Origin of the sequence: Streptomyces sp. NPDC032940, from assembly GCF_040636935.1 — a bacterium.
Classification (GTDB): Bacteria; Actinomycetota; Actinomycetes; order Streptomycetales; family Streptomycetaceae; genus Streptomyces.
The window spans coordinates 63,566-87,727 of the sequence record NZ_JBEZVJ010000007.1 but is presented as its reverse complement, the minus strand read 5'-3'; the positions used below and the strand labels follow the sequence as shown (position 1 = coordinate 87,727).

At 74.2% G+C, this 24,162-nt stretch carries 20 protein-coding genes, 1 tRNA gene and 1 riboswitch; of the genes, 6 read left to right on the top strand and 15 right to left on the bottom strand.

Annotation, left to right across the window (positions count from 1 at the left end; genetic code table 11):
- Positions 1-87 precede the first annotated feature (87 nt).
- The 4 genes from AB0E77_RS12120 to AB0E77_RS12105 all read left to right on the top strand — a co-directional run bounded on the left by AB0E77_RS12120 (position 88) and on the right by AB0E77_RS12105 (position 5,730).
- Entirely contained in the window at positions 88-1,101 is a 1,014-nt protein-coding gene (locus AB0E77_RS12120) for a lysylphosphatidylglycerol synthase transmembrane domain-containing protein (RefSeq protein WP_361569000.1), read from the top strand.
- Positions 1,102-1,389: 288 nt separating this feature from the next.
- A complete protein-coding gene (locus tag AB0E77_RS12115; protein ID WP_361568998.1) occupies positions 1,390-2,469 on the top strand; it encodes a mechanosensitive ion channel family protein in 1,080 nt (359 codons plus the stop codon).
- A 131-nt stretch (positions 2,470-2,600) separates the two neighbouring features.
- Complete coding sequence (locus AB0E77_RS12110; RefSeq protein WP_361568997.1) at positions 2,601-4,820, top strand: NADP-dependent isocitrate dehydrogenase; 2,220 nt, start codon at positions 2,601-2,603, stop codon at positions 4,818-4,820.
- 112 nt (positions 4,821-4,932) lie between these two features.
- On the top strand, positions 4,933-5,730 hold the full coding sequence (locus AB0E77_RS12105) for an N-formylglutamate amidohydrolase (RefSeq protein ID WP_361568995.1): 798 nt from the start codon (positions 4,933-4,935) through the stop codon (positions 5,728-5,730).
- A gap of 21 nt (positions 5,731-5,751) precedes the next feature.
- Here AB0E77_RS12105 and AB0E77_RS12100 read toward each other — a convergent pair whose 3' ends face one another.
- From AB0E77_RS12100 to AB0E77_RS12090, 3 genes are all read right to left on the bottom strand, one after another.
- Positions 5,752-6,246: a hypothetical protein gene (locus AB0E77_RS12100; protein ID WP_361568994.1), complete on the bottom strand. Its 495-nt coding sequence runs from the start codon at positions 6,244-6,246 to the stop codon at positions 5,752-5,754.
- Entirely contained in the window at positions 6,243-6,818 is a 576-nt protein-coding gene (locus AB0E77_RS12095; protein ID WP_361568992.1) for a sigma-70 family RNA polymerase sigma factor, read from the bottom strand. Before AB0E77_RS12095 ends, AB0E77_RS12100 begins: the two co-directional genes overlap by 4 nt.
- Positions 6,819-6,890: 72 nt before the next feature.
- Positions 6,891-8,324 (bottom strand): S8/S53 family peptidase, encoded by a 1,434-nt coding sequence (locus AB0E77_RS12090; protein WP_361568991.1) that lies wholly within the window; start codon positions 8,322-8,324, stop codon positions 6,891-6,893.
- Positions 8,325-8,470: 146 nt separating this feature from the next.
- Between AB0E77_RS12090 and AB0E77_RS12085 the strand changes: the two genes are divergently transcribed.
- Complete coding sequence (locus AB0E77_RS12085; protein ID WP_361568990.1) at positions 8,471-11,269, top strand: CHAT domain-containing protein; 2,799 nt, start codon at positions 8,471-8,473, stop codon at positions 11,267-11,269.
- Between the two features lie 26 nt (positions 11,270-11,295).
- Here AB0E77_RS12085 and AB0E77_RS12080 read toward each other — a convergent pair whose 3' ends face one another.
- Positions 11,296-13,182 (bottom strand): LuxR C-terminal-related transcriptional regulator, encoded by a 1,887-nt coding sequence (locus AB0E77_RS12080; RefSeq protein ID WP_361568988.1) that lies wholly within the window; start codon positions 13,180-13,182, stop codon positions 11,296-11,298.
- A 109-nt stretch (positions 13,183-13,291) separates the two neighbouring features.
- On the opposite strand from AB0E77_RS12080, the gene AB0E77_RS12075 reads away from it, so the two are divergent.
- Positions 13,292-14,371 (top strand): M12 family metallopeptidase, encoded by a 1,080-nt coding sequence (locus tag AB0E77_RS12075; protein ID WP_361568987.1) that lies wholly within the window; start codon positions 13,292-13,294, stop codon positions 14,369-14,371.
- Between the two features lie 186 nt (positions 14,372-14,557).
- Here AB0E77_RS12075 and AB0E77_RS12070 read toward each other — a convergent pair whose 3' ends face one another.
- From AB0E77_RS12070 to AB0E77_RS12020, 11 genes are all read right to left on the bottom strand, one after another.
- A complete protein-coding gene (locus AB0E77_RS12070; RefSeq protein ID WP_361568986.1) occupies positions 14,558-15,934 on the bottom strand; it encodes an NtaA/DmoA family FMN-dependent monooxygenase in 1,377 nt (458 codons plus the stop codon).
- A 20-nt stretch (positions 15,935-15,954) separates the two neighbouring features.
- The gene (locus AB0E77_RS12065; protein ID WP_361568984.1) at positions 15,955-17,160 is read right to left on the bottom strand and encodes an LLM class flavin-dependent oxidoreductase; all 1,206 of its coding nucleotides are present in this window, start codon (positions 17,158-17,160) and stop codon (positions 15,955-15,957) included.
- Positions 17,161-17,251: 91 nt separating this feature from the next.
- Complete coding sequence (locus AB0E77_RS12060; RefSeq protein WP_361568983.1) at positions 17,252-17,995, bottom strand: GNAT family N-acetyltransferase; 744 nt, start codon at positions 17,993-17,995, stop codon at positions 17,252-17,254.
- 59 nt (positions 17,996-18,054) lie between these two features.
- Complete coding sequence (locus AB0E77_RS12055) at positions 18,055-19,080, bottom strand: ABC transporter substrate-binding protein (protein ID WP_361568981.1); 1,026 nt, start codon at positions 19,078-19,080, stop codon at positions 18,055-18,057.
- A gap of 50 nt (positions 19,081-19,130) precedes the next feature.
- Entirely contained in the window at positions 19,131-19,913 is a 783-nt protein-coding gene (locus AB0E77_RS12050; RefSeq protein ID WP_361568979.1) for an amino acid ABC transporter ATP-binding protein, read from the bottom strand.
- The gene (locus AB0E77_RS12045; RefSeq protein ID WP_361568977.1) at positions 19,910-20,890 is read right to left on the bottom strand and encodes an amino acid ABC transporter permease; all 981 of its coding nucleotides are present in this window, start codon (positions 20,888-20,890) and stop codon (positions 19,910-19,912) included. Before AB0E77_RS12045 ends, AB0E77_RS12050 begins: the two co-directional genes overlap by 4 nt.
- Positions 20,891-21,100: 210 nt before the next feature.
- Positions 21,101-21,250 (bottom strand): hypothetical protein, encoded by a 150-nt coding sequence (locus AB0E77_RS12040; RefSeq protein WP_361568976.1) that lies wholly within the window; start codon positions 21,248-21,250, stop codon positions 21,101-21,103.
- A gap of 31 nt (positions 21,251-21,281) precedes the next feature.
- Positions 21,282-21,391: riboswitch (SAM riboswitch) on the bottom strand.
- A gap of 53 nt (positions 21,392-21,444) precedes the next feature.
- Positions 21,445-22,128 (bottom strand): glutathione S-transferase C-terminal domain-containing protein, encoded by a 684-nt coding sequence (locus AB0E77_RS12035; RefSeq protein WP_361568974.1) that lies wholly within the window; start codon positions 22,126-22,128, stop codon positions 21,445-21,447.
- Positions 22,129-22,217: 89 nt separating this feature from the next.
- Positions 22,218-22,340, bottom strand: a complete 123-nt coding sequence (locus tag AB0E77_RS12030; RefSeq protein WP_361568972.1) for a putative leader peptide — start codon at positions 22,338-22,340, stop codon at positions 22,218-22,220.
- Between the two features lie 127 nt (positions 22,341-22,467).
- Positions 22,468-23,871, bottom strand: a complete 1,404-nt coding sequence (locus AB0E77_RS12025) for a threonine/serine exporter family protein (protein ID WP_361568971.1) — start codon at positions 23,869-23,871, stop codon at positions 22,468-22,470.
- 214 nt (positions 23,872-24,085) lie between these two features.
- Positions 24,086-24,159: transfer RNA gene (locus AB0E77_RS12020), tRNA-Pro, on the bottom strand.
- Between the last annotated feature and the right edge of the window lie 3 nt (positions 24,160-24,162).

Sequence of the window (24,162 nt, the reverse complement as noted above, 5' to 3'; positions counted from 1 at the left end):
GGCGTGTCCGCGGTCCGTAAGCCCGTGTCCGCGCGTCGGTCATCCGTGGTTGGCGCGGCTGGGGGAATGTCCTGTGGTGTGACCGCGGTGCGCCTTCCTCAGACTCCCCGGACCCCGCTGTCCGGCGGTGTTCCCGCGACGGGCCCGGCCCGTCGTGTCCGTCCGGCCGGTCGTGGCCGCCTGGTGCGGCGGCTCGTCTGTGTCCTGCCGCTGCTGCTGGTCGCCGTGGTGGCGGTGCGGCACCGGCCGGTGCTCGCCGAGGGTCTCGGCCGGCTCGCCGGCGCCGAGGGGCCCTGGCTGCTGGCGGCGGGCGGTGTGACGTGTCTGACCTGGGTGGCCGCCGCGTGTACCCGGCAGGGTGCCGTGGTGGAGCGGCTGCCGTGGGGACGGCTGCTCGCCACCCAGTTCGCGGCGGGCGCGGCCAACCATCTGCTGCCGACGGGGCTGGGCGCGAGCGCGGTCAACCTGCGGTTCATGACGGTGCGCGGGCTGCCCCTGGCCCGTTCCTCCGCCGCCCTCGCCCTGTATCTGCTGGCGGAGAGCGCCGGGCGGCTGGCCCTGCTGGGCGGGCTGCTGCTGGCGTTCCCCGGCGCGCTGCGGCCGGGCGCGTTGCTGCCCGAGGGCGCCGTGGGTCCGCTGCTGGTCGCCGCGGGGGCGGTGCCGGTCGCGGCGGCGGGTGCGCTGGTGCTGGTGCGGCGGCTGCGGACGGCGGTGGCCTCCTTCCTGCGGACGGCACTCGGTGAGGCCCGCTCGGTGCACGCCCGCCCGGCGCGGGCGCTCGCGCTGTGGGGCGGCGCGCTGGCCTTCCCCGCGTTGCAGGCGACCGTGCTGGTCCTGGTAGGCCGGGCGCTGGGGCTCGGGGTGCCGGCCGGGCACGTGGCGCAGGCGTACCTGGCGGCGACGGTGGCGGTCGCGCTGGTGCCCACGCCGGGCGGCTTCGGCTCGGTGGAGACGGCGCTCGTCGTGGCCCTGGTGGCGGCGGGCGGCCCGGCGGCCGTGTCGACGGCGGTGGTCCTCGCCTTCCGCGTCGTCACCGTGTGGCTGCCGCTGCTGCCGGGGGCGCTGACCCTGGCGGTGCTGGTGCGCACGAAGGTGCTCTGACGGACGGGGCCCTCATGGGAGGGCCGGGCCCTCGTGAGGGGCGGGCGCGGGCCGACGGGTCCCGGGCGTGCCGCCGAGCCGCCACCGTGTCCTGCGCCCGGGCGGCCCCGCGGCCCGGTGGTGCGAACGGCCCTGCGGGATACGGCAGTATGAGCCCGCACCGGTCGAACTCCCTTGCGGGCCGGTGCGTTCGCACATCGGAGAATCGAGCAGGTGACAGGTGACGAGTAAGCACATCCGCCCGTCCGCGAGCGGCTCCGCCGCTGCCGTGCCCCTCGGAGGTGACGGATGACCGAGGACCTCACCATGGACCATCTGGTGCCCGCCGGCATCGCGCTGGCGGCCGGTCTGCTGGGGGCGTTCCTGCTGCGCATGCTGCTGCGCTGGCTGGGCCGGCACGCGGAGCGCACCCGCTGGGGCGGCGACGACGTGATCGTGGACGCGCTGCGCACGGTCGTGCCGTGGGCGGCGGTCGCGGGCGGCGTGGCGGGAGCGGCGGCGGCGCTGCCGCTGACCCGGACCGTGCAGCACAACGTCAACCAGGTGCTGACCGTCCTGCTGATCTTCGTCGTGACGGTGTCGGCGGCCCGGGTGATCGCCGGCCTGGTCCGGACGGTGACGACGTCCCGTTCCGGCGTGGCCGGGTCGGCGACGATCTTCGTGAACATCACCCGGGTCCTGGTGCTGGCGATCGGGTTCCTGGTGGTGCTGCAGACGCTGGGCATCTCCATCGCGCCGATGCTCACCGCCCTCGGCGTGGGCGGCCTCGCGGTCGCGCTGGCGCTGCAGGACACGCTCGCCAACCTGTTCGCGGGCATCCACATCCTCGCCTCGAAGACCGTCCAGCCGGGCGACTACATCCGGCTCAGCAGCGGCGAGGAGGGCTACGTCGAGGACATCAACTGGCGGCAGACCACCGTCCGCGCGCTCTCCAACAACCTGGTCGTGATCCCGAACGGGCAGCTCGCCAAGACGAACATGACCAACTTCATGCGCCCGGAGCAGCAGCTGACCATCCTGGTGCAGGCCGGCGTCGCCTACGACAGCGACCTGGAGCATGTGGAACGGATCACGATCGAGGTCGTCGCCGAGGTGATGACGGAGATCACCGGCGCCGTCCCCGAGCACGAGCCCGCCGTGCGGTTCCACACCTTCGGCGACTCGCGGATCGGGTTCACCGTGATCCTCGGCGTCGGCGAGTTCAGCGACCAGTACCGGATCAAGCACGAGTTCATCAAGCGTCTGCACAAGCGCTACCGCGAGGAGGGCATCCGCATCCCGGCGCCCGCCCGGACGGTCGCGCTCCAGCAGGGGACCGTGGTGATCCCGCAGCAGCGGGCGGGCGAGGACACCGTGCCGTCCGCCTGAACCGTCACTCGCCCGGCAGGGGTCCCGCACGGCCGGCCGGCCGGATTGTCCGCGCGACCCCTGTCGAGCCGAGGGCGATCACGAGATATCTTGATGTCGAGCAATGTTGCAGACGTGGAGCGGAGCACCCGGTGACTGACTCGACCATCATCTATACACACACTGACGAGGCCCCGGCCCTGGCGACGTACTCGTTCCTGCCGGTGGTCCGGGCGTACGCCTCCCAGGCGGGTGTCTCCGTGGAGACCCGGGACATCTCGCTGGCCGGCCGGATCATCGCCCTGTTCCCGGAGTACCTCACCGAGGACCAGCGCATCCCGGACGCCCTCGCCGAGCTGGGCGAGCTGGCCAAGACGCCCGCCGCCAACATCATCAAGCTGCCGAACATCTCGGCGTCCATCCCCCAGCTCAAGGCCGCGATCGCCGAGCTGCAGGGCCAGGGCTACGCGCTGCCGGCCTACCCGGACGACCCGAAGACCGACGAGGAGCGCGACATCCGCGCCCGCTACGACAAGGTCAAGGGCTCCGCGGTCAACCCGGTCCTGCGCGAGGGCAACTCCGACCGCCGCGCCCCGGCCTCGGTGAAGAACTACGCCAAGACCCACCCGCACCGCATGGGCGCCTGGACCCCCGAGTCCAGGACCAACGTCGCGACCATGGGCGAGAACGACTTCCGCTCCACGGAGAAGTCCGTGGTGATCGCCGAGGACGGCGCGCTGCGGATCGAGCTGGTCGGCGACGACGGCACCACCACGGTGCTGCGCGAGTCCGTACCGGTGAAGAAGGACGAGGTCGTCGACGCCTCCGTGCTGCGCGTCGCCGCGCTGCGCGAGTTCCTCACCGCGCAGGTGGCCCGCGCCAAGGCCGAGGGCGTGCTGTTCTCGGTGCACCTGAAGGCCACGATGATGAAGGTCTCCGACCCGATCATCTTCGGTCACGTGGTCCGCGCCTTCTTCCCGAAGACGTTCGCGCAGTACGGCGACGTCCTCGCCAAGGCCGGCCTCACCCCGAACGACGGCCTGGGCGGCATCTACAAGGGCCTGGAGTCCCTGCCCGAGGGCGCCGAGATCAAGGCGTCCTTCGACGCCGAGCTGGCCGAGGGCCCGGAGCTGGCCATGGTCGACTCCGACAAGGGCATCACCAACCTGCACGTGCCCTCGGACGTCATCGTCGACGCCTCGATGCCGGCCATGATCCGCACCTCCGGCCACATGTGGGGCGCGGACGGCCAGGAGCACGACACGCTCGCCGTGCTCCCGGACTCCTCCTACGCCGGCGTGTACCAGGCCGTCATCGAGGACTGCCGCGCCAACGGCGCCTACGACCCGTCGACGATGGGCTCCGTCCCGAACGTCGGCCTCATGGCGCAGAAGGCCGAGGAGTACGGCAGCCACGACAAGACCTTCGAGATCCCCACCACGGGCACGGTCCGCCTGGTCGACCAGAACGGCACCGCGGTCCTGGAGCAGACGGTCTCCGCCGGCGACATCTTCCGCGCCTGCCAGACCAAGGACGCCCCGATCCGCGACTGGGTGAAGCTGGCCGTCACCCGCGCCCGCGCCACCGGCGACCCGGCCGTCTTCTGGCTGGACGAGGGCCGCGCCCACGACGCCAACCTGATCGCCAAGGTCGAGCAGTACCTCCCGGAGCACGACACCGAGGGCCTGGACATCAAGATCCTGTCCCCCGTCGAGGCGACCAAGCTGTCGGTGGAGCGCATCCGCCGCGGCGAGAACACCATCTCCGTCACCGGCAACGTGCTGCGCGACTACCTGACCGACCTGTTCCCGATCCTGGAGCTGGGCACCAGCGCCAAGATGCTGTCGGTCGTCCCGCTGATGGCGGGCGGCGGCCTGTTCGAGACCGGCGCCGGCGGCTCCGCGCCGAAGCACGTCCAGCAGCTGGTCAAGGAGAACTACCTGCGCTGGGACTCCCTGGGTGAGTTCTTCGCCCTGGTGCCGTCCCTGGAGCAGTACGCCGCGGCCACCGGCAACGGCGGCGCCAAGGTCCTCGCCGACACCCTCGACCGCGCCACGGCGACCTTCCTCAACGAGGACAAGTCCCCGACCCGTCGCGTCGGCGGCATCGACAACCGCGGCAGCCACTTCTACCTGTCCCTGTACTGGGCGCAGGAGCTGGCCGCGCAGACCGAGGACGCGGACCTGGCCAAGGCCTTCGCCCCGCTCGCCGAGACGCTGGCCGCAGCCGAGCAGAAGATCGTGGACGAGCTGAACGCCGTGCAGGGCAAGCCGGCCGACATCGGCGGCTACTACCAGCCCGACCCGGCCAAGGCCGCCGAGGTCATGCGCCCGTCGGCCACCTGGAACGAGGCGCTGGCGTCCCTCGCCTGATCCTCCCGGCCCCGCAGGGCTCCCGGGCACCCCGTCTCCGTACGCCGGAGGCGGGGTGCCCGTCTCTTCGCCGCCGCCCGGCTCCTCTCCCCGACCCACCCCGGAGCAGCCCATGACCGACGCCCCGCAGACCTTCGCGCTGCTGCCCGGTGCCGCGCACTCCCCCGTGATCCTGCACGTGCCGCACTCCTCGCGGGAGATACCGGCCGACGTCCGCCCCGGCATCGTCCTCGACGACGCGGCACTGGAACGCGAGCTGGACCACATCACCGACGCGCACACCGCCGAGATCGCCGAGGCCGCGGCTCGGCTGGCCGGGGTCACGCCCTGGCGGTTCGTGAACCGGGCGTCGCGGCTGGTGGTCGACCCGGAGCGGTTCCCGGACGACCGGGAGGAGATGACGGCCGTGGGCATGGGCGCCGTGTACACGCGGACCACGCACCGGGAGGTCCTGCGGGCCGCCGGCACCGACCCGGAACCGCTGCTCGAGCGGTACTTCCGGCCGTACGCGCGGGCGATGACCGAGGCGGTCGCCGGCCGGCTCGCCGCCACCGGACGGGCCGTGATCGTCGACGTGCACTCATACCCCAGCGAGCCGCTGCCCTACGAGCTGCACGGCGAGGGCCCGCGTCCGCCGGTCTGCCTGGGCACCGACGGCTTCCACACGCCGCCCGGGCTGCTCGCCGCCGCCCGTGAGGCGTTCGCGCCGTGCGGGGGGACCGGACTGGACAGCCCGTTCGGCGGGACGTACGTGCCGCTGGACTTCTACGGGAAGCGGGGCGAGGTCGGCGCGCTGATGGTGGAGATCCGCCGGGACACCTACATGACGGAGCCGGGCGGCCCGGCCGGCCCCGGCCTGTCCCGCCTCGCGGCGTCGCTGGCGGCGCTCGTCGACGCCGTGTCGGTCTGACCGGCCGGCCCTCCGCGGGCGTCAGGCGCGCAGCCACTCCGTGACGACCACCTGGCCGCCGGTCCGCAGCCGCAGGGCGAACGGGCCGGCGGGCGGGGCGTCGCCGGTGAAGCGGCCCATGTCGTCGGCCGTGAGCCGGGCGTGGGCCAGCGGGCCGGCGAGCACCTCGATCCTGGCCGGGGCCGGCGGGAGCACCTGTCCGAACAGACCCTCGGGGGTCACCTCCACGTCGACGGTCAGGTCGTCCGCGCGGAAGGTCAGCATCCGCGGCGGGTCCCCCTCGCCCCGTACCGGGACGGCGTCCGTCAGCGAGTCGAAGGTCAGCTCGGCGACGCGCGCCTCCAGGTCGTGCAGCGCGTAGGCGTCGACGGCGATCCGCCGCAGCCCGGCCGGGACCGGGTCCAGGATCGCGGCGGCCTGCCGCAGTTCCTCCTCCAGCAGCCCGGCGGCCGGCTCCCCGTCGGTGAAGGTCTCCCCGGGACACTCGTCCCCGAAGTCGTCGTACGTGTCGCTCATGTCGTCCCCCGTGCCTCGAGCCGGGCCCGCAGCCGGCGCAGACAGCGCTGGCGCATCGGCCCGATGCTGCCCACCGCGATTCCCAGCGCGGCGGACACCTCCTGATAACTGGGCGGTGGCGAGGAGATCAGCACCCGCAGCAACTGGCGGCAGCGTTCCCCCAGTTCCTCGAACTCCTGCCACAGCCGCCGCACGCGCTCGGTCTGCGCGGCGGCCTCCTCGGAGTCGAGCACCGACTCCTCGGGCGTTCGGTCCTCGCTCGGCCGGTCCAGCAGCTGCGGATCGTCGGTCGGCGTCCAGCGCTTCGAGGCCTTGAGCAGCTTCAGGCACTCGTGGCGCGCGGTGCTCGCCAGCCACGAGCCGGTCTTCTCCGGTTCGCGGATCCGACCCAGGTGCTGGGCGAAGCGGAACCAGGCGGTCTGGTACACCTCGTGCGCGTCGGCGTCGGACAGGCCGTGCGCCCGGGCGACCGACCACACGAGCGGGCCCAGCCCGTCCACCAGTGACTTCCAGGCCGCCGCGTCCCCGTCGGCGGCCGACCTGACGAGCGCCCCGACATCTGCACGGTCCACCGGCCCCACCCCTCGTGTACGACTCGTCATCGTACGCCGCGCAGGGGGCCGTTCCGGCCGGCATGGCGCCGCTCACTGTCCCGCGGCCGGTGGTGCGACGGAGCCCGGGCGCCAGGTGGGCGGCAGCAGCGCCGGTACGTGCGCGCCGCGCACTTCGGCGAACTCGGTGGTGGCGGCGAGCAGTTGTCGGCGGGCCGCGCGGGGGTCCGTCTCCTTGTGCTCGGTCATGTGGGAGGCGATCAGTCCGGCGGCCACGGGGGTCGCGAAGGAGGTGCCGCTCCACTGCGCGTGCCCTTCGAACATCACCTGGTCCGGCTTGGCCGGCGCCTCGCCCGGCTCGCTGAGCACCCCGTGGTGCCGGGGGTACTGGCAGGTGCAGGCGTAGCCGAAGCCGAACCGGCAGGCGTCGTAGGTGGAGTGCTGGTAGACGTACGGCACGGGCGTGCCGAAGCCGGTGAGGGCGCTGGTGAGGCGCTCGCCGGGGGCGTAGGCCTTGACCCAGCCGCCGTGGTTGCTGAAGCAGGCGCCGAACTCGCCGTCGGCGCGCAGTGCGCCCACCGACAGGACGGCATGCTCCCAGCCGGGCAGGTCGGCGTAGGCGGCGGGCCAGAAGGGCGTCGCGCTGGCGTTGTTGCCGGCGGCGGCGACCAGCAGGGTGCGCCGGCCGCGCAGTTCCTCCATGAAGGCCTGGAGGCCGAGCAGGCCGTCGGTGCGGCCGTTGGAGGTGCCGGCGGAGAGGCTGAGGATGTCGGGCCAGCCGCCCCGGTCGACGGCCTCGAACAGCTTCTCGCCGAACTCGGACTCCAGGATCGCCCCGGCGTCGTTGAGGGTGCCGCGCACGGTCACGTCGGTGTTGGGCGCGACGGCGGCGAGCAGGCCGGCGATGAACGTGCCGTGGCCGACGTACTGGCACAGGACGCCGTCGTCGTCGCACTCCTTGACCTGTGCGTCGCCGTCGGTGTGGGCGAGCAGCGGGTAGGAGCGGTAGTCGTTCATGAGGCCGGTGTCGACGACCAGGACGCCGACGGCGGTCCCGGCGTCGTACGGCGTCGCGGCGGCGGCCGGGTTGGGCGGTTCGGTGAGCGGGACGGGGACGGGCTCGTCGCCGGGGCAGGCGTTGACGGCGATGGAGACGACGTGGTTGCGGCTGATCAGCCGGCGGCCCGCGCGGCCCTCCACCGTCCTGAGCGAGCGCAGGGCGTGGGCCACGAGGGGATCGCCGTCCCGGGCGCCCTCGCCGGGGTCGCCGACCTGGATGCGGGTGATGCCGGTGCGGTTGGTCTCGGGGCTCGCCCGGCGCACGTGGTCGGGGGTGAGGCCGGACATCGCGGTGAAGTGCTCGCGGACGGTGTCCTCGACCAGGCGGGCCTCCTCGCCGTCGCGGGCGAGGACGACGCCCTTCTCGTAGAAGAACTCGGCGGAGTCGTCCGGTCCCATCGCCAGCGGGACGCCGGGCATCGAGCGCTGGATCTGGTCGAACTGCTCGCGGAAACGCTGTGGTGCCATGCGGGTCCTCCACTGAGGCGGCTGTCGTGGCGACGGCGCCGACGGCCGGGGCGGCCGCCGGTGGTCGTCAATCAGAGTCCGGGGGCGGTCGATTGATACAGACTCGAACCTGTGGGACGTGGTTGCGGACCACTACCATCCGTGGGGTGACAGCGGGAAACGACTCGGTTCTCCACCTGCTGCCGATGGTGTTCGCCGCTCCCAACGAGGCCGTGGAGCGGGCGGGAGCGGTGCTCGACGCCGATCCCTCGCCGCTGCACGCCTCCGTCGCCCACCAGGTGATCGGCATCTGGCAGCGGGACTTCGGCGACATGCGGCGCGCCCTGGCCCATCTGCGGCGGGCCCGCGATCTGGCGGCGCGGGCGGACTCGGCGGAGCGGGAGGCGGACGTGCTGGCCACGCTCGGGGTGGCGCTGGTGCACGCCGGGCGCACCCGGGACGGTCTCGCGGCGTTCGAGCAGGGGGTCGCGCGCGGCACCGGGCACACCAGGGCGCGGGTGCTGTTCCGGCGGGCGTACGTGTGGTGGGTGCTGGGCCGGCACGGCGAGGCGCTCGAGGACGTCCGCCGGGCGATCCCGGTGCTGCGGCAGGCGGACGACGTGATCTGGACGGCGCGGGCGCTGACGCTGCGGGCGACCGTGCATCTGGCGCTGGGCTCGGTGGAGCGGGCGGAGGCGGACTTCGCGGCGGCGGAGGCGCTGTGGGACACGACCGGCCAGGAGCACGACAAGGCCGACGCGGTGGAGAGCCGGGGCCTCGCGGCGTTCCGGTCCGGTGACGTGCCGGCGGCGCTGCGGCTGCTGGACGAGGCGGAGGAGCGGTACGCCGAGCTGGGCACGCCGACGTTCATGCTGACCATCCGGCGCTGCGAGGTGCTGCTGGCGGCGGGGCTGGCCCGGGAGGCGCTGGCCGAGGCGGACGCGGCGATCGCCGCGCTGGACGGCATCGGCGGGCAGTCAACGCGCAAGGCGGAGCTGCTGCTGGTGGCCGCGCGGGCGGCCCGGCTGGCGGACGACGCACGGACCGCGATCGCCCGCGCGGCGCTCGCGGCGCGGCTCTTCGCCGCGCAGCGGCGCACCTGGTACGAGACGCACGCGCGGCTCGTGCTGATCGAGGCGCGGGTCGCTGCGGGGCGTGCCTCGGGCCGGCTGGTCGCGGACGCGGCGCAGGTGGCCGAGCGGCTGGCGGGGTTCGGGGCGCCGGCCGCGCCGGAGGCCTCGCTGCTGGCGGGCCGGATCGCGCTGGAGCTGGGCTGGACGGCGGACGCGGAACGGCATCTGGCGGTCGCCGCGCGCAGCCGGCGCAGCGGGCCGCCGCTGGCGCGGATGACGGGCTGGGCGGCGCAGGCCCTGCGCGCCCGGGCGGCCGGCTCGACGCGGGGCGTGCTGGAGGCCTGCCGGCGGGGCCTCGACGTGCTGGACGACCACCGGATGACGCTGGGCGCCTCGGAGCTGCGGGCCCGGGCCACGGCGCAGGGCGCGGAGCTGGCGGCGCTGGCGCAGCGGGCGAGCCTGGCCTCGGGCGGGCCGCGGCGGCTGCTGGTGTGGAGCGAGCGGTGGCGGGCGACCGTGCTCACGGCGCCGCCCACCCGGCCGCCGGCCGACCCGGCGCTGCTGAGCGGTATGACGGCGTTCCGGGAGATCGCCGCCCGTGCGGAGGAGGCCCGGCTGGACGGGGGCCGGCCCGTGCCCGTACTGGAGCGTGAACAGCGGCGCCTGGAACGGGAGATCCGCTCCCGCACCCTGCACATGCGGGGCGAGGCGTCCGGGGACGGCGACCGGTTCGACGTGGACCGGCTGCTGCGCCGGCTCGGGGACGGCGTGCGGCTGGTGGAGCTGGCCGTGCTGGACGGACGGGTGCACGTACTGCTGTGCGGGCGGGGCCGGGTGCGGCGGTTCGAGGCGGGGCTGCTGGCGGAGGCGGAGCGGGAGGCCGAGCACGTCCAGGCGGGGCTGCGGCGGCTCGCCCATCCGGGGGCGGAGGCGCGGCTGCCGGTGGTGGAGGCTGCGGGGGTGCGGCTGGAGGAACTGCTGCTCGGTCCCGCTGCGGCCCATCTGGGCACCGGACCGGTCGTGATCGTGCCGCCGGGGCGGCTGCACCGGGTGCCGTGGGCGCTGCTTCCCGCGCTGCGGGAGCGGGTGCTGAGCGTGTCGCCGTCGGCGACCAGCTGGCTGCGCGCCCACGAGACGACACCGCCGCCCGGAGGCCGCCGGGTGCTGGTCCGCGGGCCGGGCCTGGCGACCGGCGGCGCGGAGGTGACGGAGCTCGCGGGGCGGACGGTGGGCGGGGAAGCCGACGGCGGGTACGGGAGCGCGGGGGCGCCCCGGGAGCGCGGGGGGCGGGACGTCCGGGGCGGTCGGGCCGGGCCGGGGACCGCGGCGGCGGGCGAGGGGCCGCACGCGCGACCGACCGCCGCGTCGGACGGCGGGCACGGTGACGTGCCGGGGGCACGGGGCGGGGACGGGCACGGGGGCCAGGTGGTCCTGGAGGGCGATGAGGCGCGGGTGCCGCGGGTGCTGCGGGAACTGGACGGAGCCGCGCTCGCGCACATCGCCGCGCACGGCACGTTCCGTGCGGACAGTCCGCTGTTCTCCTCGCTGCGGATGGCCGACGGCCCGCTCATCGTGCACGACCTGGAGCGGCTGGACCGCAGCCCGTACCGGATCATCCTGTCCTGCTGCGACACCGCCCGGTTCGCCTCGGTGGGCGCGGACGAGCTGCTCGGGCTGGTCACCGCGCTGCTGCCGCTGGGCACGGCCGGGGTGGTGGCGTGCAGCGCGCCGGTCAACGACGCGGCGGTGGTGCCGCTGATGCTCGCGCTGCACAAGGGGCTGGACGCGGGGCTGTCCCTGGCGGAGGCGCTGCGCGACGCGCGGGCCGCGCTGCCGGGCGACGCGGTGCACCAGGCCACGGGGTGGGCCTTCTCGGCGTTCGGCGCCGCTTGAGGCGAGGTCAGGCGGGCCGGATCTGGTCAGGCGGGCTGGGCCGTGGGCAGGTCCACCAGCCAGTGCAGGGCTCCTCGGTCGCCGGCGCCGAGGCGGGTGTAGGCGCTGTAGAGGTGGTTGCCGACGGTGCGGACGGAGAGGGTGAGCCGCTCGGCGATCTGACGGTTGCTCAGTCCCGCCGCGGCGAGCGTGACGATCTGCCGTTGCCGGGCGGTGAGTTCGCCGAGCACCAGACCGGACAGGGCCGGGGTCCGGGCGCCCTCGCAGCGGCGGGCGAGGGCGACGGCGCGGGTGCGGGCGGTGCGGGCGGCCCGCGGATCTCGGTGGGCGCGTGCCGCCTGGGCGTGCGCCTCGGCGGCGAAGAGCAGGAAGCCGCGCCGCTCCAGTTCCCCGGCCACCCCGTCCAGTGCGGGCCCGTCGCCGCGGGCGAGGGCGTCGGCGTGGGCGGCGAAGACGCCGGTCAGCAGGCCGGCGGCGCGTTCGGGGGCGCCGAGCCGGACGGCGTCGTAGGGATCGCCGGTGTCGACCGCGCGAAGGGCCCCGTCGAGGTCGCCGCGTGCGGCAGCCGTCCACGCGGCCACACCCCCGTCCCGCCCGGGACGGTCGCATCGGCCGTCTCGGCCCTGTGACCGTCCGCCGTGCGGACCCGGCGGCGGGCACACGTCGCCCGACTGGGCGGCCGTCAGGGCGAGTTCGGCCAGGCACCCCGGATGGCCCCCGCCCTGCCGCAGCCCCTCGCGGGCCCACGCGGCCGCCTCCCGCAGCCGGCCGCGCAGCCGGGCGAACCGGGCGCGCACCGCCGCGTCCCCGGCCGGGACCGGCGAGCCCTCCGCCACCAGCCACTCCCCCACGGGCGCGGGGTGGTCCCGTACGTCGGCCCGCTCGATCCGCCGGTTCAGGGCGTCCGTCTCCGCTGCCAGGGCGGGCCCGCACCGGTACGGGGTGCGGGCGAGCCGCCGGGCCCGCAGCCGGCCGGCCGCGGCGCGCAGGACGGGCCCGTGCAGGGCGTCGGCGAGGCGGGCGGCGCCGTCGTCGTCGACACGGACCAGGCCCTCCGCCTCCAGGCACTCCAGGGTGCGCAGGTCGAGGGTGTCCGGGTCGAGGGAGAGGGGCTCCGCGAAGGCGAGACGGTCGAGTGTCTCGCGTTCCTCGGGACGGGCGCGGTCGAGGAGGCGGACGGCGCGTTCGCGCACGGCCGGGGTGAGGGGCACCGGGCCGCGCCAGGCCCGTTCGTCCGTGCCCGGTACGGCGGTCAGCAGCCCGCGTTCGCGTACCGCGGTGAGCAGTTCGCGCAGCAGCCGCAGGTCTCCCCGGCACAGGCGGTGCAGCCGGTCCGCGGTGAGCCGGTCCAGGGCGGTGCCCGCGCCGGCCGTGAGCAGGTCCGCGGTCTCCTCGCGGGCCATGGGCTCCAGGGTGAGCCGGGGCAGCAGTTCGCCGGTCCACAGCCGGGACACGGCGTCCGGCACCGGGGCACCCTCGGTGGCGACGACCAGGAGCCGGGTGCGGCCCTGCACGGCGAGCTGGTGCACGAGGGCGGCGGAGGCGTCGTCGAGCAGATGCGCGTCGTCGACCAGCAGGAGCCGCACGCCCGACAGGAGGTGCACGGCGCGGTGCAGCGTGACGGTGTCGGGCAGCAGGTGGGCGAAGGCGGCGAAGGGGATGCCGTGGGCTCCGGGTGTGCCGGCGGCGCGGGCGCAGTCGGTGCCGTGGACGGCCTCGGCGGCGAGCCGGGTCTTGCCGCAGCCCGCCGGTCCCGTCACCACGATGCCGCCCCGTCCGGCGGCCAGGGACCGGCGCACCAGCGCCAGTTCGTCGGCGCGGCCGGTGAACGGCCAGGGCGGCTGAAGCGTCTTCGCGTCCCGCGCGGCCGTCGACACGGTCGTCACAGGCGGCGTCACTGGTGTCGTCGGCATCGTCACAGTCGTCACGGAAACAGGAGTCGGCCTACTCAGTCCTGATACAGGGGGACTTGAGTAGCCCTCGACTCAGGTGCCCGGCCCGGCCGCACGGCAGGCTGGGGCCATGACCGCACGCTACTGCTCGCTCGCGCGGCAGCCAGCCCCCGCGTATCCGCCGGGGCTGGCCGTCGAGCGGCACGCCGCGCTCACGGGCGGGCGGCGGATGTGGGTCAACGGCACGGTGCTGCACTACTGCTTCCTCGGCGACGACACCGACACCTCGGTGGTCCCCCTGCGGGGCACGGGCCGGCCGCGGCGGGGGGCGTGGTCCGGCACGGAGGAGCAGCGGGCCGTGGTGCGCGACTGCTTCCGGGAGTGGCAGGATCTCGGGACCGGGCTCGTCCTCGCCGAGACCGGCGACCCCTCGGAGGCCGAACTGCGCATCGGCTTCCGGCCGGGCGACGGCTCCTGGTCGGCGGTGGGCCGCGACGCGCTGCGGACCGGCATGCAGGACCGCACCATGAACTTCGGCTGGGACCTGACCGCGCCCGGTGAACGGGCGACCGCCCTGCACCAGATCGGGCACGCCCTCGGCATGCTGCACGAGCACCAGAGCCCGTACGCGGGCATCCTCTGGGACGACGAGGCCGTCTACGCCGAGCTGGCGGGGCCGCCGAACCACTGGAACCGGGAGCGGACGTTCCACAACATCCTGCGCACGCTCGACACCGACGAGGTCAACGGCCCGGCCTGGGACCCGCAGTCGATCATGGAGTATCCCTTCCCTTCCGGCCTGATACTGGAGCCCGAGCACTACCGCGCCGGCCTGCACCCGCCCGGCACCCTCTCCGCCGCCGACAAGGAGTTCGCGCTGCGCTGGTACCCGCCCATCCGCCGGCCGGGTCCGCTGGTGCCGTTCCGTTCGGTACCGCTCGGCCTCGGCCGGGGCGAACAGGCCGACTTCCGCCTGGACCCGCCGGAGACCCGCGAGTACACCCTCGGCACCTTCGGCGACAGCGACGCCGTCGTCGTGGTCTTCGAGGAACGCGGCGGCGAGCCCCGCTTCCTCGCCGGTCAGGACGACGGAGGAACACCCCGTAACGCCACGATCAGGGCCCGTCTCGTCAAGGGCCGCCGCTATGTCGTCCGGGTGCGCCTGTACTCCTCGTGGGGTGCGGGCGAGACGGCGGTCATGTACTGGTGACCGCCCCGGCCGTGCCGGTGACCGCACGGCTCCGCCACGCCCGCGCACGACCACCCACAGACCGGCGCCGGGGGCCGGCCGGGGACGTCCCTTCGGGGGAGGGTGACGTCCCCGGCCCGTGCCGTGTCCGCCGTGCGAGGGGGCGGCGGACACGGCACCGCCGTACCGCGCGCCCGGCGGGCCGCCTCACGACGCCGCGCGCACCTCCGTGCGGGGCGTGTCGGGGTGGGTGAGGCCAAGGTGGTCGCGGAGGGTGGTGCCCTCGTATTCGGTGCGGAAGACGCCCTTCTCCTGGAGGAGCGGGACGACCTTGTCCGCGAACTCGTCCAGGCCCGACGGTGTGATGTGCGGGACGAGGATGAAGCCGTCGGCGGCGTCGGCCTGGACGAAGTCGTCGAGGGTGCGGGCAACCGTGGCCGGGGTGCCGACGAAGGTCTGGCGGTTGCCCGTGTTGATGACCAGGTCGCGGATGGACCAGTGGTTGGCCGCCGCCAGCTCGCGCCATTCGCGGGCGGTGGCCAGGGGGTCCCGGTACATCCGGACCTGGGCCCGGCCGCGGGCGATGTGGTCGCCGGTCACGTCCGGGTCGATGTCGGGCAGCGGGCCCTCAGGGTCGTAGCCGGAGAGGTCCCGGTTCCAGACGAACTCCAGGTGCTTGAGGGCCGTGGCGCCGCTGACCTGCTGCCGGCGGACCTCGCGGGCCCGCTCCTCCGCCTCCTCGTCGGTGTCGCCGAGCACGAAGGTCGCGGCGGGCAGGATGAGCAGGTCCTCGGGGCGGCGACCGTACTTGGCGAGGCGGCTCTTGACGTCCCGGTGGAAGGCCTGGCCCTCCTTCAGGGTGGCGTACCGGCTGAAGATCGCGTCCGCGTCGGCGGCGGCGAACTCGCGGCCCTCATCGGAGTCCCCGGCCTGGAAGATCACCGGGCGGCCCTGCGGGGATCGCGGGACGTCGAAGCGGCCGTGGATGTCGAAGTGCTGTCCCTGGTGGACGAAGGCACCGGCCCGGGCGTCGCTCAGGAAGGTGCCGGTGGTCTGGTCGGCGACGATCTCGTCGCCGCGCCAGGAGTCGAAGAGTTCGTTCGCCGTGGCCAGGAACTCGCGGGCGCGGGAGTAGCGCTCCTGCTGGGGCAGGAAGCCGCCGCGGCGGAAGTTCTCGCCGGTGAAGGCGTCCCAGGAGGTGACGACGTTCCAGGCGGCGCGTCCGCCGGAGAGGTGGTCCAGGCTGGCGAACTGGCGGGCCACCTCGTAGGGCTCGTTGAAGGTGGAGTTGATGGTGCCGGTCAGGCCGAGCCGGTCGGTGACGGCGGCCAGCGCGGCGAGGACGGTGAAGGTGTCGGGGCGGCCGACGACGTCCAGGTCGTAGATCTGCCCGCCCTGTTCGCGCAGGCGCAGCCCTTCGGCGAGGAACAGGAAGTCGAACTTGGCGCGTTCGGCGGTGTGCGCGAAGTGCGCGAAGGAGGCGAACTCGATGTGGCTGCCGGCCTCCGGGTCGCTCCACACGGTGGTGTTGTTGACGCCGGGGAAGTGCGCGGCCAGGTGGATCTGCTTCAGGGGCTTGGTCATGGGGGTCGTGTCCTCCCGGCTCAGGCGGTGGCGGCGTAGCGGTTGGCGGGGCGGGTCAGGCCGAGCAGTCCCCGCAGGGTGTCCGCCTCGTAGGCGGTGCGGAACAGGCCCCGGCGCTGGAGCTCGGGGACCAGGCCGCGGGTGATGGCCGGCAGGTCGTGGCCGAGGACCGCGGGGCGCAGGCGGAAACCCGTCAGCCCCGCGGTTGCGAACTCCTCCAGCAGATCGGCCAGTTGCGCGGGCGTGCCGGTGAAGACACGGGCGTCGCTCGAGTACGGCTCGCCGGCCAGCTCGTCCAGGCGGTCCTTGCGTGCGCGGGCCTCGGCCGGGTCGTCGTCCAGGAAGACCACCAGGTCGGCGAAGACGTGCAGCGGCTCGGCGGCGCGGCCGGCCGCCGCCTGTTCGGCGCGGATCTCGGCGACGATGTCCCGTGCCTGGCCGGCGTCGTGCGGGGTGACGTGGCCGATGTCGGCCTGCCGGGCGACGAGCCGGTACGGGACCGTCCAGTGGGCGAGGGCGGTGACGAGGGGCTGGCCCTGTGGGGGCCGGGGGGTGATGGAGGGGCCCTTGACGCTGAAGCGCGGGCCGTGGAAGTCGATGTAGTGCAGCTTGTCCCGGTCGATGAAGCGGCCGGTGGCCACGTCCCGGATCTCCGCGTCGTCCTCCCAGCTGTCCCACAGCCGGCGGACCACCTCGACGTGGTCGGCGGCCTCGTCGAACAGCTCGGTGACCAGCTCGCGCGCGGCCGGGCTCTCGTAGCCGTCGATGTGCGGGACGGTGCGGCGGCCGAAGTGGCCGGCCTCGTCGGGGCGCGCGGAGATCTTCACGCGCAGTCCGGCGCGGCCGGTGCTGACGTAGTCGAGCGTGGCGATCGCCTTGGAGATGTGGAACGGCTCGGTGTGGGTGGCGATCACGGTCGGCACCAGCCCGATGTGCCGGGTCAGGGGCGCCACGCGGGACGCGATCAGTACGGCGTCGAGGCGGCCGCGGACCTGGTCGGTGCGCTCGTCGGGGCCGAGGAGGCGGGAGGACTGCGGGCCGAGGCCGTCCTCGATGGTCACGAAGTCGAGCAGGCCGTGCTCGGCCTCGGCGACGAGGTCGGCCCAGTAGGCGGCGGTGAACAGTTCTGAGGGGCGGGCCACCGGCTCGCGCCAGGACGCGGGGTGCCAGCCGGTGCCGTCCAGCGCGACGGCGAGGTGCAGGGGGGTGGGAGGAGTGGTGGTCACGGGTGTGATGCCTTCCTGGTCGTCCGGAGGGAACGCGGGGCACGCGGCGACGGGTCGGTGGTGAGGGAACGGGCGGGCCGGGCGCCGGAGCTCACCGCGCCCTGGGCGCGGCGGCCGTCGCCGGTGTGCGTACGTCGCGGAAGTCGGTGTGGCGGCGCAGGGTGAAGCCGAGGGACTCGTACAGCCCGACGGCGTGGGTGTTGCTCGCGGCGGCGTGCAGGAACGGGGTGTCGCCGCGTTCCCGGATGCCCGCGGCGACGGCGCGGACCAGGCGGGTGGCGAGGCCCCGGCCGCGGTGGTCCGGGTCGGTGCAGACGGCGCTGATCTCGGTCCAGCCGGGCAGCCGGAGGCGTTCGCCGGCCAGGGCGATCAGTCTGCCGCGGTGCCGGATGCCGAGGTAGGTGCCGAGGAGCACGGTGCGGGGCAGGAACGGGCCGGGCCGGGTGCGGGCGACCAGGTCCAGGATCTCGGGGACGTCGGCGGGCCCGAGCCGTACGGCCTCGGGGTCGGGCTCGGCGCGCAGGGCGGTGTCGACGAGCTGGACGCCGGGCACGACGCCGGAGATGCGCCAGCCGTCGGGGAGGACGGGCGCGCCGGGTACCGCGACGGCCGTGTCCGGGCCGACCAGCCGGTGCAGGTCGGCCCAGGCGGCCGGGTCGGCGGGGTCCTCGAGGGCGGTGAAGACCGCGACGTCGGCGGGGTAGCGGGCGGCCTTGCCGAGGCGTTCGGCGAAGGAGGCGTGCGGGCCGGTCAGGGCGGCCCAGACGGGGTTGTCGAGAGGGTGCGGGTCGGCGGCCGGGGCCGGGGCGACGCGCAGGCCGGTCGGCTGGGTCACGGGGGCGGGGTCCTTTACGTCGGGCGGAACTGGCTGCACGGGGCGCAGTTGACGGTTCATCAGGAGTTGTCGAGCGGCAGCCCGGGCGGGTTGACCTCGGAGGATTCGACGGCCTCGCTGGTGAGGTTCCAGGCGGCCAGCCACTTCCCGTACTGGCCGTTCTCGATGAGGTGGTCGATGGCGTCCGCGATCGGCCGGGCGAGCCCGCTGTCCTTCTTGACGGTGGCCGCGATCAGCCCCTGGAGGGAGGCGCCGGCTCCCGAGTACGTGCCCGCGCTGCGCGTGGCGTTGGGGGACTTCGCCGTCTGGGTGATGTGGTAGGCGACGCCCGGGTTGGCGGCGAAGTAGGCGTCGATCTTGCCGCCGGTCAGCGCCAGGTAGGTGCTGCTCTTGCTGGCGTAGTGCTTGACGGTGAGCTGCTTGCCCTCCTGCTTCAGCTTCGCCTGCCACTCCAGGAGGATCTTCTCCTGGTTGGTGCCGTTGTCGACGGCGACGGTCTTCCCGGCGAGGTTGCGGTAGTCGCCGGCGAAGTTCCAGGTGCTCTTCTTCGGCACCTCGAAGCCGACGTCGTCCTTGCGGTAGGAGGCGAAGTCGTACTTGCGCTTGCGTTCCTCGGTGTCGGTGATGTTGGCGAAGGCGACGTCGGTGCGGCCGCTGTCGATGCCGACGAACATGTTCTCCCAGGTGGAGTTCTTCAGTTCGGGCTCGAGGCCGAGCACGGCGGCGACCAGCCGGGCCAGGTCGGGTTCGGCACCGGTGAGGGACTTCTGGTCGTCGCCGACGTACGCCAGCGGCGGGAAACCGTCGGGCAGGGCGCCGACGCCGATGACGAGCTTGCCGCTCCTGCGGACCGACTCGGGGAGGCGGGCGCTGATCGACTTCACCTCCGAGACCTTCAGCGTGGTCTCCTTCGCGGCGCCGTTGGACAGCCGGCCGACCGTCACCGTGCCCGCGGCGTCGGTCGTGGTGGCGGCGTCACTGTCCCCGCCGCAGGCGGCGAGCCCGGTGGCGAGGGCGGCCGCGGCGGTGGCCGCCGCGATGCCGCGGAGCAGACCGCGTCGGGAGAGGGAGAGGTGGTGGCGCATGGCTGTCCTTGTCGCTGGAGGATTCACTGGGCGTGGAAAGGGAGAAACGGTCAGAGGACCTTGGCGAGGAAGTCCCGGGTGCGTTCGTGCCGCGGGGCGTCGAGCACCTCGGCGGGCGGGCCCTGTTCGACGATCCGTCCGTCGTCCATGAAGACGACGCGGTCGGCGACCTCGCGGGCGAAGCCGATCTCGTGGGTGACGATGACGAGGGTGGTGCCGCTGGTCGCCAGGTCCTTGATGACGGCGAGGACCTCGCCGACCAGTTCGGGGTCGAGGGCCGAGGTCGGCTCGTCGAAGAGGATGATGCCGGGCCGCAGCGCGAGGGCGCGGGCGATGGCGACGCGCTGCTGCTGACCGCCGGACAGTTGGCGGGGGTAGGCCCCGGTCCGGTCGCCGAGGCCGACCCGGGTGAGCAGGTCGCGGGCCAGCTTCCGGGCCTCTTCGCGCGTGAGCCTGCCGGTGGCGACGGGCGCGGCGGCGACGTTGTCGAGGACGGTCAGGTGCGGGAAGAGGTTGAAGTTCTGGAAGACGAAACCGATCCGGCCGCGCTGGCGCAGGATGGCCCGTTCGCCGAGTTCCTTCAGCCGGTTGCCGTGGCGCCGTACACCGATCGGCTCACCGCCGACGCTGACGTGGCCGAGGTCGGGCTTCTCCAGGTGGTTGACGACCCGCAGCAGTGTCGACTTGCCGGAGCCGGACGGGCCGAGGACGACGGTGACCTCGCCGGGCCGTACCGTCAGCTCGATGCCGTCGAGGACGTGGTGGGTCCCGTACCACTTGTGGACGCCGTGCACCTCGAGGGCGGCCGGGGTGATGTCGGTGGCGGTGGTCATACGGCGGCCTCCCGGCGCAGCCGGGCCCGGACCTCGGTGAGGCCGGCGCGCGCCTTCTGCAGGGGCGTCGGCGGCAGGGTGCGGGTCGCTCCCCGGGCGAAGTACCGCTCGACGTAGAACTGGACGAGGGACACGGCGCTGGTGAGGACCAGGTACCAGACGGTGGCGACCAGCAGCAGCGGCACGATGTCGCCGGGGTAGGTGCTGCCCATGGTCTGCACCGAGCCGAAGAGGTCGAGCAGGGACACGTAGAACACCAGGGACGTGCCCTTGATGAGGCCGATGAGCTGGTTGACGTAGTTCGGGGTGATGGACCGCAGGGCCTGCGGCAGCACGATCCGGCGGAACTGGTAGCCCTTCGGCAGACCGAGGGCGGCGGCGGCCTCGTGCTGGCCCTGGTCGACGGAGAGGATGCCGCCGCGGACCACCTCGGAGGCGTACGCGGCCTCGTTGAGGCTGAGGCCGACGACGGCGACGGCCATGTCGGTGGCGAGCCGGGACTCGTCGAAGGTGACGAAGGCCGGTCCGAAGGGGACGCCCAGGCTCAGCGTCTGGTACAGGGCCGAGAAGTTGTAGAGGAAGATCAGGACGACGATCAGCGGCACGGACCGGAACAGCCAGGTGTAGGTCCAGCTCACGGCGCGCAGGACCGGGCTGCCGGAGAGCCGGGCGAGGGCGAGCAGGACGCCGCCCAGCAGGCCGAGCACGGCGCTGAGCGCGGCCACTTCGAGGGTGACGAGGAGTCCGTCGAGGATGGTGGGGCGCAGGAACCAGTGGCGGAAGCGGTCCCACTGGTAGAAGGGGTTGGTGGCCAGGCCGTGGACGATCTGGGCGACGACGACCAGGACCGCGGCGGTCGCGATCCAGCGGCCGGGCCGGCGCAGCGGCAGCACGCGCTGGGCGGTGGGCGGCCGGGGGATCTCGGTGGCGGGCGGTGCCTCGGCGAGGGACACGGCGACGCCCGGGGGTTCGCTCATGGGAGGACTCCGGTGGATTCGGACACCCCGGGGTCGTGCGTACGGCGCCGTACCGCTACGGCGCGGCGGCGCGGCGGGAGCCGCTCCGCCGCGCGGGGCGGCGCACGGGGGAAGGCACGGGACCGGGGCGGGGCGGACAACGGCACACCGCGTGGGCGGTGTTCGTCGTGGCCGCGCGACCGCTGCGAGGGCTGGGGTCCCGGAGGGAGGTCAGCCCTGGCGGCGGCCGCGGCCGCGGTCGGTACACAGTGCGCTGCTGACGCGGAGCAGGTCGACGGTCCGGTCGGCGACGAGCGGGCTCGGGTACGGGCGTACGGCGCCCTGGGGGCGGGGGTCCGCCGTCCTGGGAGCTGCGTACATGTCCGTCACCGTCACTGTTCCGGCCCCGAGGGCCTCGCGCTTACCGAAGTGTCATCCGGTCCGGTCGTCACCTGGGGCACCCCACCGCGGAGCGAGGGTTGCCGGTCAGCCAGCCAGGGCTTGTCGCTGACGCTCATGACCGTTCTTGGTCCGTAAGTAAGGCAGTTGACCGTGCTCGTGTCAACGCCGTCCCGTCAGATGGGACGGCTCCCGAGACGGTGCCCGAGGTGGCGCTCGAGAGGGCGCGCGAAGGCCGGGTGGGCGCTCAGGCGCCGCACGTGGGCCCACAGGGCGGGGTGACGGTCCGTGGGGTGGGCGGTCTCGTGCCGGGTCAGGGCCACCCACACCTCGACGTCGGCCGCGGTGAGCCGCTCCCCCAGGACGTGCGGGTGGGCGGTCAGCCGTTCCTCCAGCACGTCCAGTACCGCCGGGTCGGCCGCCCGGGCGCAGAGCTGTTCGACGGCCTCGATCGCCGCGTCCTCGCCACACGGGTACAGCTCGGGGCCGGTGGAGGCGAAGTGCCGGGCGAGGTCGCGCATGATGTCGGGCGCGTGGGTGCTCACGATCCGGCCCGACCAGTCGTCGCTGAGCACCGGCGCGACGGCCGGGCCCCGGTAGTGGTGCGCGCTCGCCTCGTACAGTGGGCGCAGCGCGGGGTGGCCGCCGTCGGCGCAGTCTGCGCCGGGGTCGAGGAGGGTCACCGGGCACACCTCGTCGAGCCCGAGGAGGCTGTGGACGACGGCGATGCGCAGACACTCGTCGTGGCCGGGCGAGAGGTGGAGGCGGTAGCGGCGCGGTACGGCGTAGTGGCCGCTGCGGGGGTCGCGGCCGATGCGTCCCCGGAAGGCGGGGGCGGGGGCGAGCGGGATGACGGACATGGTTCTCCTCGGGTGCGGGGGTGTGGAGACACGCGCGGCGGCGAAGGCGGCGGCCGGCCGCGAGCGGGCACGGCTCGGCTCGTCCGGGCTCAGTCCTGGGAGCCGGTGGCGCTGCAGACGCGGAGGAGGTCGATGTGGCGGCGGGAGGTGAGCAGAGGGGTCGGTCCCGGCGTACGGCTCGCGTCGGCGACGACCGGCTCGATGCTCCCCATGATTCCCTACCTGTTCACTAGGATTACCTGGGAAGTGTCGGCCCGTGTCCGGAGTGCGTCAAGAGGGCGTCCACGGTGTGGTCCGCCGGGGCGCTCCGGGGGTGCGCGCGGCGGTGCGGTGCGGCCGTCAGTCGGATGCCGGGGCCGGGGCCGTGGTGGGGACGGTCCGTCCGGGGTGGTGGTACCAGAGGCGTCCGGCGGCCGAGCCGAGCCGGGTGCCGAGCACCACGCCGATGCCGATGGCGGCGACCGACGCCATCGTGGACACCAGGTAGGCGCCCGCGCCGTGCACGTGCAGGAGCCACTGGAGCAGGCTCCGGTACAGGTCCGGTCCGGGCAGGACGCCGCCGGCGATCCCGGGGATCACGACGGCGCGGGCCGGGATGCCGGTGCGCGGGGTCAGCGCGGCGGACGCGAGCCCCATCAGCACGGTCGCCACGCCCGTCGCCAGCGGAAGGGACCACTCCAGTGCGCTGACGCCGGTCAGCTTCGCGCCCGCGCCGAGGGCGGCGACGCCGATCGCCGGCGGGATGATGCGCGGGCCGCCGCCCATGAACACGGCGTTGCCGAGCGCGCCGATCGCACTGGTGAGGAGCGTCAGGACGACCGGGAGCGGAAGCAGGGCGGTGGACCGGGCGTCGGCGTCGGCCCCCCGCAGCAGAAAGCCGACGGCGAGGAATCCGCAGGCGAGCGCCGTGAAGAAGGCCATGAGGCTCACGGCGCGGCCGGCCGCCATGGAGCGGAAACCGTCGATCGCGTCCTCGGTCAGCGAGATGATCGTGAAGATCGGCAGCAGCAGGATCACGTTGGCCGCGATCACGCTCGCCACCTCCGGGGGGCTCAGCGCGTCGGCCGCGGCCAGGACCGTCACCAGGACGACGAGGAGGGCCGTCTTCGCTGCCGTGACGAAGAACGACGGTACGCCCGACCGGGACAGCGCCCATCCGCCGCGGTCCGTCAGCAGGAACACGACCGGGGAGACCGCGGCCGCCCGCAGCGTCCCGGAGGCGAGCACGCACAGCATCGCCGCGAGGACGGCGCCCCCGCCCAGCGTGAACCACCACGGCCAGCGGGGAGCCCCGGTCTCGATCCGCCCGAGTTCCCCGTCCGCCGCCCGAGGGGACAGCCGTCCGGAGACGACGCGCGTCGTCAGCCGTTCCAGCGCGGCCAGCCGCATCAGGTCACGGTTGTCCTCCGAGCCCATCACCTTGAGCATCACGACCGGCCGCCGGCCCTCGGGCGCGTACTGCACCTGCAGCGAACGGGAGTTGACGTCCACCTCCTGGCTGTCCATGCCCCAGGCGGCGGTCACCGCCACGACGGACGACTCGATCCGGCGGGTCTGCGCCCCGGCGAGGAACAGGGCCCGGCCGAGCCGCAGCGCGAAGCCGAGCAACTCCACCGCCTCGGTGTCGTCCAGGAGCCGCGCCGGCGGGAAGACGACGTCCTCGTACGGAGTGCCGTAGAGGCGGTCCAGGAGGGTGCGGTCGTCCTGGCGCAGCCGCTGGAGCCGCTCCCGTCGCGCCCGCACCGCTTGCCGCCGATTCCGTAGCACCTGCCGCATGCGCCTGTCCGCCTTCGTGTCCATCGGTCGCGCCGTCCGAGGTAGCGTTCCCCGCCCGCCGCACGACGGGGACCGCCGATCAGGCGAGATGACGGCACGGGCCGACGCGCGCTTCATGCGTTCCGCGCCGGAAACGATCGAGAGGGGCCCCGAAGGGCCCCTCTGATCTACTTCGTCACCGTCGGGACGACAGGATTTGAACCTGCGACCCCTTGACCCCCAGTCAAGTGCGCTACCAAGCTGCGCCACGTCCCGGTG